Genomic DNA, 12074 nt, shown 5'->3' on the forward strand with positions numbered 1-12074 from the left:
TGAAATCCGCATCTCTGCAAATATTCACTAACTAACAAAAAATATTCGTGTGTCTGAAAATGGGTTGATTGGTAGATGTTAGAGGATTCCCTGTAAAAGATGCCATCTTTCTGTAACTCACTTAATTCCAGGAGTATTGGGAATAATTAAATAGAAATATGTAAATCATTTAATTATTCCTTGCCATCAAAAGAAGCAATTTTTTTCAGATTTATCTCGGGACTCTGGAAACAAATTAACTGCCAACAGCCATTAATCTCATCAACGCCCAATTTTTATCTTTCTCAGAAATTTCTGTAACTTCTAGGGGCCATTGAATATTGAAAAATGGGTCATCATAACGTAGACCTCGTTCGTAACCAGGAGTGTAGAATTCCCCTACTTGGTATACTACTTCTGCACCATCAGTTAATGCTTGATAACCGTGGGCAAACATTTCTGGAACATATAAAGCACGACGGTTTTCGTCACTTAATTCCACACCAAAATGTTGCAGATAGGTAGGAGATTCTGGGCGCATATCAATGATGACATCATAAATTGCTCCACGGGTACAACGGACTAATTTTGTTTCCGTTGCTGGAGAAACTTGATAGTGCATCCCTCTCAAGGTGCCTTTTTTATGGTTAAAGGATAAATTACATTGAGAAACTGTAGGTTTTAAACCATGTTCTTCAAATTCCTTGGCACAAAAAGTCCGAGCAAAAAAACCACGATGGTCTGGCTTTTGGTCTAAGTCAATAACAAATGCACCCTTGAGGTCAATTTCTGTAAAAATCATAGATACCACCGTTGTTGAATTTAGTTTTACTTAATTTATAAGATTTACACAAAGGGAAATTCTGAATTTGATATTTACTTCCCAATGTCATCATCTTGAAAATAGATTATTGCCCAATTAATCCCGATTTTCTTAGAATCTTCCACCTCATGAAATGGATGAGGCTTTATTGCTTTTTTATATCATCCTATGGATGAGGTATTTAATTCTACTGTTTTGCTATCGGGTCGAGCATATCTTTCATCCCAATACTGAGTACATAACTCTGGTCTTCTGGGTGGATTGGTTGTGTAGACAAAATGTAGTGTGGGACGTTCTTGAGTTCGCAGACAACCATGGTGTAAGCATTTCTTGGTGTCTACAAATATGACAGTTCCCTTAACACCGGTACAAGTTTTCCACAATGTTTTGGGAATTGCTGCTTCAACCTCTGCATCCGTGATACCTAAGTGTCCTGATTTAGCCAGTTGTTGATAAATTTGATGATACCTGCGGCTATATAGAGGAGTTACAGAACCGGGGATGCATTCAAAGGGACCGTGTTCTAAGTCAACATCATCTAAGTAAATCATGATTTTGATTAGTTTACGATCTTCCGCATCTTTGTGCCAGAGCAGAGTGTCAAACTGTTCTGCGTTGGGGAAATCTTTCCGTAAATGTACACCGTGGTAAGCGACGGGAAGACTCATATAATTTTCAATAATACTGAGTATTCTGTCTTCACGACCCCAGTCATAGAATTCTGGGATATCGGTCATGGTGTAGATTTGTGGCAGTTTATGGCTGAGAGCTTGATTTCTCACGGCAGCCATTTGTGAGAGATATTTCTCGGCAAAATGCATCAGAGTGGTTGTGGAGTCTATACCTAACTCGGAAAGGGTAGTAACATAGACCCCATCTCGTTTGAGGGTTTCTACAATCTGGCGATCGCCCTCATTCTCTAACTTCGGTAATTTTCTTCCATGGTTTATTATTGCCAACCGATAAACCATTTCTGAACTGAGCGCATTCAGTTTATTTTTGATAGCCTTAAGCATCGATCCATAATTCCCGATCCCAATGGGTTCATTTTATCCTTGATAATGTTAAGGATTTACAAACTACTACGTGAATTAGATATATTTTCTGTGTTGTTTTTCACAGTTTCACTACTACTTAGACACGACTTGAGGAGACAACATTTTTCTCTCGGAAGATTTAAAAAATCTCTCTGTTAATAGGTAAATGACAGATTGAATTACACTTATCCAAAAAGGAATCATAATCCGTAAGGTAAACAGGGGCCAACGTCGTAAAGCACCTAAAAAGACTTTAAGATTTGCATCTTGATAACTCTTCACCATCATTTTTCGACAAAATTGCTTCGAGAAGCCGTTTTCCTCTAACTTCAGGATGACTTCTGGTAAATGTTTGTACTGCATCAGGACTGCGGAGTTTTCTATTTTTTGCCAATAGCTAACCCCAACAATACATTCCATGTACGTATCTTTCGTGACAATTATTTTACCGTTAGCGGCACAGTAACCTGCAATATAGGCGAGGGAAATCCAATTTTCTGAAGCATCTTGCCAGATATTTAGGGCTTTTTGGGCAAGTTCGCTACGGTAGATAGATGCTGTTAAAAATATCACTGCACCTACACTTTCAGCAAAGCAATGTCCATAGATAGCTTGACTATCACCATAACCATCCTCTGCGTCAACATTAAACCAACGGTTGTCAGGAATTGTGGGAGGGTGAACAGGTTCTCCTGTGATTTGATTGCGACCGGAAAAATTCAGGAATAATAAAGATAAATCTTGATGCTTGTGCATCTGAGTAATTAAATAGGGAACCGCTCTTTCTTGAATCGGATCGTCATCCCCAATTGTCCAGACATATTTAGTTGTTGCAGATTTGATGCAATGAATAATATTTTTCATTACACCCAAATTTTCTGGTTGTTTATGAGATTTAAAGGTGACAGAAGGGAGCATTTGTTGCCATTTCTGAATAATTTCCTGAGTCTGATCAGTAGAACAATTATCAGAAACAAAAATTTCACACTCACTTTCAAAACCCTTGATAGCTCTAGCTATCCAAGCTAATTGCTTATCGAGTTTAGCTGCACGGTTATAGGTTGGTATGGCGATCGTTAGTAATTTGCTCATTGTATATGGCTGTGATATAGGATTCAGTTTAAATAATTATCAAACTTTTCAAGATAGATTGGGGAAAACCGGGTTATTTTGATTAAGTGATAAACCCGATTTCCTGCTCTAATTCTACATTGAGCCAATGATGTAACTTATACTTCTTTGCGAATTGGAACAATATAGGAAGCTATGTACACCAGTTGAGGAATAATAAAGTTAACTGTAAATTCGGGGAACAGTCTTAATAAAGGTTGTATGACTTTGCCAAAACCTTTCTTTCCGTAATGTTCAATTACCCTTTTATGGAAGGCTATGCGATTATATCCAATAGTGATAAGTCTGATAAATACTTGCGGTAAGTCAATAAAGTGCATTCGCACTCTTACCCTTGGTTTATACATAACACGGGCATTTTCTAGATAGACTTTTTTGCTGATATGTACCCTCCCGAATTGAGCGCAAAATGCTCCCCAATAAATTTGTCCTTCTAAGTTATCCACACTTGCGGGCCATGATTTTAATGCTTGCTGAACTGTGGCGGTATGATAGATTTGAGCGCTTAAAAAGCCTAATCCTCGATGTTCTTTAGTGAGATAGTTTTCAATAAAATTTTTCCCGTCAGGTAACAGTTCTGTTTTCACATCAAAGGTATGGTGATAGAGGACTTGATTAGTGTGGGTATCTCGTAGAGAAAAGTTGAGAATTAATAAGGATAAATCATAGTTGCTCTTGAGATTACTAATGACATAGGGAATTGCTTTGTCGTCTATGGGATCATCGTCACCAATTGCCCAAACATATTTCGTTTCTGCTGACTTGAGGCAATGAACAAGATTTCTCATGACACCAAGATTTTGAGAATTCCTGTGAGCCGTAAATTTAATATTTGTTAGTTGCGATCGCCATTTCTGGATAACCTCCGGAGTGGAGTCGGTAGAGCAGTTATCAGAAATTAAAATTTCACAATCAGACTCATATCCTTTGATTGCGTGGGATAGCCATGCTAATTGTGTATCTAATAAGTCTGCGCGATTGTAAGTAGGAATGGCGATCGTCAACAGTCTGGACATAGAAGGAAATTCCTTTTGGTAGATGAAATTCTCGATAATTTCGAGAGTCCTCCACAAGGTAAAATTCCTAAGAGTAAATGTCAACGTTTATACTTACAAATAATTCCCGAACCAAATCGATTTGATTCGGAAATTAGTTAGTGCAGACTCACTTGGTTATTTCTTTGCCCAGAAGAAATCTTTGTCAATTTGTTGGGTGCGAATTAAGTATTCTAGTTGCTTCAAGCGGGTAAAGCCTCTGGATTGGAAAACATCTTCTGTCATATCGATTTGGGAGAACAAATCGTATAGTTGTTGGGCTCCTTTTTGTGCATTCCAATCACACTTAAACCCAGGCAGTAGGGTGTTAATTTTCTCGAAGGACACACGATAACTACGGTTATCAGCACCGTTTTCACCAAAGCTTAATTTACATCCGACAAAAATATCGGCAATGATTTCGGCGATTTCCTTCACACGATAGTTATTAGAAGTGTCACCCACGTTGAAAATTTGATTGTGGACGATATCACGGGGTGCTTCTACAGCACAAACAATAGCTTTGCAGATATCTAAAGCGTGAACTAGGGGTCGCCAAGGTGTACCATCACTGGTCATTTTAATTTCTTTGGTTGTCCAAGCTAAACCTGAAAGGTTGTTGAGAACAATATCAAAGCGCATCCGGGGAGAAGCACCGAAAGCAGTCGCGTTACGCATGAAGGTGGGGGAGAAGTCATCATCTGCGAGGGGTGCGACATCTCGTTCTACCAGGGTTTTACATTCTGCATAGGCAGTTTGGGGGTTAACTGGGGATTCCTCAGTCACATCACCATCGGTAGCGACACCGTAAACACTACAGGAGGACATATAAACAAAGCGGCGCACTCCTGCTTCTTTTGCCAGTTTGGCAAGACGTACAGAGCCTTTATGGTTAATATCGTAGGTGATGTTAGGAGCTAGTTGTCCGGCGGGGTCATTGGAAAGTTCAGCCATGTGAACGATCGCCTCTACTCCCTGTAAATCTTCTGAGGATATATGACGGATATCTTTATTTAAGGTTTTGGCTGTCACCTCTGTACCGTTATACAACCAGCCAACTTTGTAATAGCCAGTATCCACACCGATGACTTCATGTCCTCTTTCAATGAAGAGAGAGGGTAATAAAGAACCTAAATAACCTTCGGTACCGGTGATCAGAACTTTCATGGTTGTTGTTTCCTATTTTGTAATTGATGTGAGGTGAATTGCTTGAAATTGGATGGCTACAGTTATTGCTTACTAGTAGCCAAGTTGATGGAATCGTTTACAGCTTTGACGTAGTGAATGAGGTTATTTTCACAAATTTTCGCCACGATTTAAGCCACAGATTAATTTGGAGCTATCTTTGAAATTATTATCCCTAGTGAGATATCTCCAGGATGTAGGATTTGATGTTCAGCAAATCTCTTTCTGTGATTTCTGCATTTCCCTCAGTTACTACTAACTCAGAGAAAGCAGAAATTTAAGCTTGACTAACAGCAGCTTGCAAATGAGACTGGGCGGGAATGCGGTTGGCGATCGCCTTGCCAATTTCAATGGAAGATGTCGCTGCGGGAGATGGTGCATTGCACACATGAACAGATTTTTCTCCCTCGACGATGAGAAAATCGTCTACGAGTTTACCATCATCCATCAAGGCTTGGGCACGCACACCTGCATGGCAGGGTATCAAATCATCAGATTGCACTTCAGGTATCAATTTTTGTAAGCTGCGGGTAAAGGCTGCTTTACTGAAGGAGCGAATGATTTCTTGAATCCCTTCATCAGCGTGCTTCGCTGCCAATTTCCAAAAACCGGGATAGGTCATTACCTCAGTAAAATCTTTGAGGTCAAAGTCTGTTTTTTTATAACCTTCTCGTTTTAAGCTGAGAACCGCATTTGGTCCTGCATGGACGCTACCATCAATCATTTTGGTGAAGTGAACACCGAGGAAGGGGAACTCTGGATTGGGAACCGGATAAATCAGGGTTTTCACCAGGTAGCGTTTTTCCGGTTTGAGTTCGTAGTATTCACCTCGGAAGGGGACAATCTTGGCTTGGGGATCGACTTTGCCGAGTTTCGCAACGCGATCGCTATGTAAACCAGCACAGTTAATCAAAAATCTAGTCTCAAAATTACCATTGTTGGTTTCTAGCACCTGGTGATTTCCAGAGGTGACAATCCGTTCAACTTTGGTATTTAAGCGTAATTCTCCCCCTTGTTTTTCGATGATTTCTGCGTATTTTAAGCAAACTTGCTTATAGTTAGCAATTCCTGTGGAGAAAACCCGAATTCCACCCACACAATTGACGTAGGGTTCAATTTCTCTCACTTCTTCGGGGCTAATTCGTTTGACTTCTATACCATTATCTATACCTCGCTGATAGAGGTTTTCTAAACGGGGTAATTCTTCAGCGTCAGTAGCGACGATGACCTTACCACATACTTCATAATCAATTCCGTGCTTTTCGCAAAATTCCACCATTGATTGACAACCATCGCGGCAAAATTTGGCTTTAAAGCTACCAGGTTTATAATAAACCCCGGAGTGAATCACCCCACTATTATTACCTGTTTGGTGAAATGCCCAGCGACTTTCTTTTTCTAGAACTAAAATTTTGGCATCAGGATAACGTTCTCCTATTGCCATGGCAGTAGAAAGTCCAACGATTCCTCCGCCGATAATCGCAAAATCGTACATTATTTTCTTGTCCCTGCAACCTATCTTTTTTGATTAACTCAATCTCTTCAAAGGGATATTTACTTTTGTCAATTGGTGATAATTTTACCTGGAATTAGGAATCACAGATTGGCAAATTATGCCCACACCTTCCAAGGTGCTTTATTTTTATTCCACATACCCTCTAAATAGTTCTTATCACGTAATGTATCCATGGGTTGCCAGAAACCATAATGTTTATAGGCAGATAGTTGTTCCATCTCTGCCAATTTTTCCAAGGGTTGCTGTTCCCAAACGGTGGAATCATCACTGATTAAATTAATGACTTCTGGCTCTAGTACAAAGTATCCGCCATTAATCCAAGCACCATCACCTTCTGGTTTTTCCCGGAAACTAGAAATTTTTGTTTGCTCATTACCTAATACAATTGCCCCAAAACGTCCGGGGGGTTGGACTGCGGTTAATGTACCTAAGGTATTTTGCTGTTTGTGAAAATTAATTAACTCTGTAATGTTGACATCACAGACACCATCACCGTAGGTGAAGCAAAAAGTTTCATTGCCAATGTGTTCTTGAACCCGTTTTAAACGTCCCCCTGTCATGGTGTTTTCCCCGGTTTCTACTAGGGTGACTCGCCAAGGTTCGGCTTTACCTGCATGGACATTCATTTGATTGAAGCGCATATCGAATGTCACATCAGACATATGTAAAAAGTAGTTGGCAAAATACTCTTTAATCACGTATCCTTTATAACCACAGCAGATGATAAAGTCATCAATACCGTGGGCGGAGTAGGTTTTCATGATGTGCCAGAGAATCGGTTTACCACCAATTTCTACCATCGGTTTGGGTCTGACGCTGGTTTCCTCACTAATGCGTGTACCCAGTCCTCCAGCCAAAATTACTGCTTTCATGCTATTGCCTCTAAGTTTTCTAGGGTAGATGTAGATGAATATTTAGGTATCTACTTGGGATTGCAGGAAAATTGATTTTCAGTTTTCTCAGTATATAATCTAACCGTATTTTTGCTATGCAGTATAAAGTCCAGATAAATAAACGACTTGGCTGTGTGAAAAAATGGAAAAGCCATTATTATCATCAGTTTGGCAGCAGGTGATTTCGGAAATTCGGTGAATATACAGATAGGAATTTAAATTTTTTATCTAGTTATTTTGTTTGAACATAGGATTTGTAATTCATTGATAAATAAATAGAGTTGGGGATAACATCAGCGATGGCAATGGTATAAATAAAAATCACCCCATATCTTTAACAGACCAGGGTGATATAAAAGCTAAATCAAAATTTTCCTATTTAGTGGTCATACTAGCGGGCTGAAAGAGAGTATCGCATTTATTTTCTACAACAACACAAATACTACTGAGAGCTTGCTGATAGTCATCCATATTTTCTTGCTCTAGGGATATTTTGGCAGCAAGTTGCAAATCTTCCACGGATTTCATCTTGTGAGTGTTTGCTTCTTTTCCACCGTATTGGGCAAGTTCATAATGGACAATACCGCGTTTGAGGTAGACTTTGCTGAGGCGATGATTAATTTTCAGAGCTTGGTCAAAATCGGCGATCGCCAGTTTGTATTCAGATTCAAAATTGCTGCTGTATTGAGCTACTTGATAACGGACTAATCCCCTTTGGAAGTAAGGTTCGGGACGATTACCATTTAAAGATATGGCTTGGTTAAAGTCGGCGATCGCCAGACGATAATCTGCTTGGGAGTCGCCACTATATTTCGCAATTTGGGAGCGGACTATTCCTCGACGGATATAGGCTTCTACTTCCTTGGGATTCAGTTGAATGGCGTTATTAAAATCACTTAATGCTAATTTGTACTCTTTGTCGGGGTCGCTGCTGTATTCTGCCAAGGTGTAACGCACATTACCTCGGTTGACAAAGGCTTTAATTTCCCTAGGATTGAGTCTCAGAGCCTGATTATAGTCTAAGATTGCCGCCTCATATTCCTTGAGGTTGTAGTGGGCGTTACCTCGGTTTACGTAAGCTTTGGCATATTTAGGGTCTTGGGCAATGGCATCGCTAAATCTGGCGATCGCGCTTTCATAATCCCGTACCTGATAGGAAGCGTGTCCCTTTTGATAGGAAACATCAAAGGGTGGTTTCGGTGTATTTTGTTTTGCCTGTTCTCTTTGAGCTATGGCGAGGGTTTGTTGAGTATAGGGAGTCGGAGCAAACAAGCTACTTGTAAATTTAGTTGTAAAGTCTAAATATCCCAGCAAACCAAAACCGAGGACACACAAAATAGCTGGATATAATCTGGCTTTCTTAACAGGTTTGTAATAGGGAAGGTTATTGTAATGGATTTGAGCTTGATTGTGTAGCTGCTGTAGGGTTGTACCCGTATTCACAAAGCGAGTTTGGGCATAACGTCGCCGTCGAGGGCGAACAATAGGCTGTAAATGCTCCTTGGCAGCGACAGCTGCGGGTGAGGGGAAAGGATCCCGTCCGCCTAAACGCAGAGCCCTTTCACACCAAGGACATTTGTCTAGATGCTGACTGTATTGGTGTTGGTGGTTGGCATCACAGGTATGTAAAGATTCTTCTACCTCTGCCAAGGTCAACATCCAAGTTGCCGCACTAGGACGTAGTAGGGGGTTGGTATGTCCTTCCTCAAAGCATCGCTGGAATAATTCTTGTAAAGCGGGATGGAGTGATTCCCAGGATGGAGCGATGGGAGTCGGAGTGTAGGGAACGCGGTGTTTATTACTATAGGTAAAATGACCAGCAGCGATGCGAGATTCGTAGGCTGGAGGTTCCCCAACTCCTTGATAAATCCCAGAGAAGGGGTGAGTTCCTTCCATTAAGAGCTGGAATATCAACACACCTAAGCCGAATAAATCATGGGCGATCGCGCGATCGCACTGGGAAAAGGTTTTATTCTGTAATTCTGGGGGTGTAAATTCTGGTTTACCCACGGGGCAACGGTACACCATCTCATTCTCTGGATCCCTTACCTGGAAGGAGTCCGTATCGACGATGGTGACAAGGGCTGTATCGCTGACTAAAATATTCGATTCATTGACATCACCGACACAATAACCACTGGCGTGCAAGGAGGCAAAGGCGGCTGCGAGATTACGAGCGGTGCGAACCAAATATTGGTAACTGAATAGGGGACAGTGCTGCCGTCTGGTTCTAGGGTTATAAAAGTCGATAATTGGGCGCATTCCCCGGATGCGGGGCATTAAAAAACCGATGACGCGATCGCTACCGTCAGCCGCCTTTAATAATTCCTGGGGCCAAGCAATCGATATGTGTCCAATGCTGGCGGTGGGGTTTTCTGGTGGATGGGCGAGCATCACTTCCAGTTTCCGGGCATACTTCTCCGAAGGTTTGTGATAAATCTTCGCTACTAAACTTGTATCAGTGGGTACTGTATAGACACAAGCTTCACCCCCTCGCCCCAGACTGACAGTTAGGCTAAGAGTGTGGATTTTTTGGTTGGGAAGACAACGTAGTACCTGCATGATCTAGTAATCAGTAAGATTTATCGTGTTTACGCTTCGCTTTGATGAATTTTTGTGAACTAATTACCGAAGGCTGCTAACACCAGGGTGAGATCATCGTCAGTCCGTTCAGTAATTCGTTCTGAGCGCAGAAATTTCACTAGTTGTTCCTTTGCCACTGTCCGATCATCTACCTTCGCCACAAAGTCAAAAAGAGGCAAAAAGAAAGGTTTGTGGGGGGCACTAGTTGCCATATTCATCGCTAGCATCTGTAAGCCATCGGTTAAAACGCCAATGTTGACTATTGCTTGATGCCAAATATTGATCTGCGTGGTTTCTAAGGCTCCGGGAGAAACCAAAAAAGTTGTCTCGTTCATATATTCACCATTATCAGGCTTGGTCAGGGCAATCAAATTACCTTGAGCATTCCTGGCAACGGCAACACCATCACCAATTTGCCCAACTGCTACAGCTTCTGGTGTGGCGATCGCAATAATTAAGGTACTTGCTAGTTCCTGCGCTTGGGTTCCGCAGGCTACAGCTTCCTGAGCAACTGCACTTCTGGCATTAAATATTGCCTCCATGAGTAGCGATCGTACTTGCCCATCATCCTGAAAGGTTTCTCGACTGATTCCCTGACGACAAATACTTTCCACAGCCGTTTCTACTGCTACCATTGCCCCTACCTTACCTAAGGATGCCGAACCCGCACCATCCGCTGCGGCAACAACTAAAATGTCATTGGGCAATGTCAAAAAATGGTGAGCATCCTGACACAGCTGTTCGTTTTTTAAGTGGCTAGTGCCGCATATTGACGCTGCGACTATCCGCCAGTGAGATACCTGTGTTAAGGAATTCATAAGACTATCTTCCAACAGCTGTGTAAATGATGAAGCGACATTAACGTAGCTCGCCTAGGAATTATCGATAATATCGTTAATATATCTATGCTCCTATTCCTGAATTGGTGATGCTACCCAAGATTTGCCACAGAGCACTCAGCCACCAGCTTTATGCTCTGAGTTTTTGCCATTAAACAGATCCCCAGCCAATGGGTGGTAATGCTACCTGTTCATCTACTTGAGAATGGGAGACGGCTGACATACTTGCCGATAGCCAGACAAACATTTCCACAAAGTTTAAGCCATTCAGTTTTAAAGGAGTGCGAACTGTCATTTGCGTTAGACGGGTCATATTGGCATTTTCCACACCAACGGTAAAAAATGCAACACGCTTACTTGCCTCATCTGCCTGCAAACGCTGGGTCGCCTGATCAATCATATTATCAGCTTCCCCTTGGGGCTCACCATCGGTAATCATGAATACCCAAGGGCGATAGTAGGCAACTCCATTGGCACGATACTGGGATTTGCGCTCCTGAATCATTTCCAGTGCCTTAATAATCCCAGAACCCATGGTAGTTAATCCTTGAGCCGTTAAGATTGGTGGATTAAACTGGTCAGCTGTGACAAAATCTTGCACCACATTGACATGACTATCAAAGGTGACGATCGCCACTTCTACCCGCCGAGCCGCCAAGGAATTTTTCGTCAATTCGTCTTTAAAACTTAATAATCCCTGGTTCAAGGCATCAATCGCTGTTCCTTGCATGGAACCTGATGTATCCAGTAATAACACGCATGGACAGCGTGGCTCTGGATTCTCAGCAAATTCTACTACTTCATCAAGTCTTAATGTATCAGTCATAACTTTTCGTGTTATGTTAAAGTCCAAATCTTTTCTTTACCCCAAAGTATATAGTTTAAGGCTCTGACGCAAATACTGGAAGAGTATTCAATCTCAAAGAACTTACTTTTATTAACTCAACAATCATCGTTAAAATACTTAAACTTTTGCAAAATTTTGCTCAGAGAAATTTACAAATCAGGGAAATCATCAGGGTTAAGCTTTTGCTTTAATTTTAAGTACATATCG

At 41.3% G+C, this 12074-nt stretch carries 10 protein-coding genes; all 10 read right to left on the reverse strand.

Going from position 1 to position 12074, the window contains the following annotated elements:
- Positions 1-235: 235 nt before the first annotated feature.
- Complete coding sequence (gene rfbC / locus IJ00_RS20135) at positions 236-781, reverse strand: dTDP-4-dehydrorhamnose 3,5-epimerase (RefSeq protein ID WP_035156007.1); 546 nt, start codon at positions 779-781, stop codon at positions 236-238.
- A 182-nt stretch (positions 782-963) separates the two neighbouring features.
- On the reverse strand, positions 964-1818 hold the full coding sequence (locus tag IJ00_RS20140; RefSeq protein WP_035156008.1) for a phytanoyl-CoA dioxygenase (PhyH): 855 nt from the start codon (positions 1816-1818) through the stop codon (positions 964-966).
- A gap of 114 nt (positions 1819-1932) precedes the next feature.
- Positions 1933-2931, reverse strand: a complete 999-nt coding sequence (locus IJ00_RS20145; protein WP_035156011.1) for a glycosyltransferase family 2 protein — start codon at positions 2929-2931, stop codon at positions 1933-1935.
- Positions 2932-3068: 137 nt separating this feature from the next.
- Positions 3069-3986 (reverse strand): glycosyltransferase family 2 protein, encoded by a 918-nt coding sequence (locus IJ00_RS20150; RefSeq protein ID WP_035156013.1) that lies wholly within the window; start codon positions 3984-3986, stop codon positions 3069-3071.
- A 156-nt stretch (positions 3987-4142) separates the two neighbouring features.
- The gene (locus tag IJ00_RS20155) at positions 4143-5171 is read right to left on the reverse strand and encodes an NAD(P)-dependent oxidoreductase (RefSeq protein ID WP_035156017.1); all 1029 of its coding nucleotides are present in this window, start codon (positions 5169-5171) and stop codon (positions 4143-4145) included.
- Between the two features lie 295 nt (positions 5172-5466).
- Positions 5467-6684 (reverse strand): L-2-hydroxyglutarate oxidase, encoded by a 1218-nt coding sequence (lhgO, locus tag IJ00_RS20160; RefSeq protein WP_035156020.1) that lies wholly within the window; start codon positions 6682-6684, stop codon positions 5467-5469.
- 116 nt (positions 6685-6800) lie between these two features.
- Positions 6801-7577, reverse strand: coding sequence for a glucose-1-phosphate cytidylyltransferase (rfbF, locus tag IJ00_RS20165; RefSeq protein ID WP_035156025.1), 777 nt, complete (start codon positions 7575-7577; stop codon positions 6801-6803).
- Between the two features lie 396 nt (positions 7578-7973).
- Positions 7974-10160: a tetratricopeptide repeat protein gene (locus tag IJ00_RS20170; RefSeq protein WP_035156026.1), complete on the reverse strand. Its 2187-nt coding sequence runs from the start codon at positions 10158-10160 to the stop codon at positions 7974-7976.
- 59 nt (positions 10161-10219) lie between these two features.
- Positions 10220-10999 (reverse strand): PP2C family serine/threonine-protein phosphatase, encoded by a 780-nt coding sequence (locus IJ00_RS20175; protein WP_035156027.1) that lies wholly within the window; start codon positions 10997-10999, stop codon positions 10220-10222.
- A gap of 172 nt (positions 11000-11171) precedes the next feature.
- Entirely contained in the window at positions 11172-11846 is a 675-nt protein-coding gene (locus IJ00_RS20180; protein WP_035156028.1) for a VWA domain-containing protein, read from the reverse strand.
- Positions 11847-12074 lie beyond the last annotated feature (228 nt).

The organism is Calothrix sp. 336/3 (assembly GCF_000734895.2).
GTDB lineage: Bacteria > Cyanobacteriota > Cyanobacteriia > Cyanobacteriales > Nostocaceae > 336-3.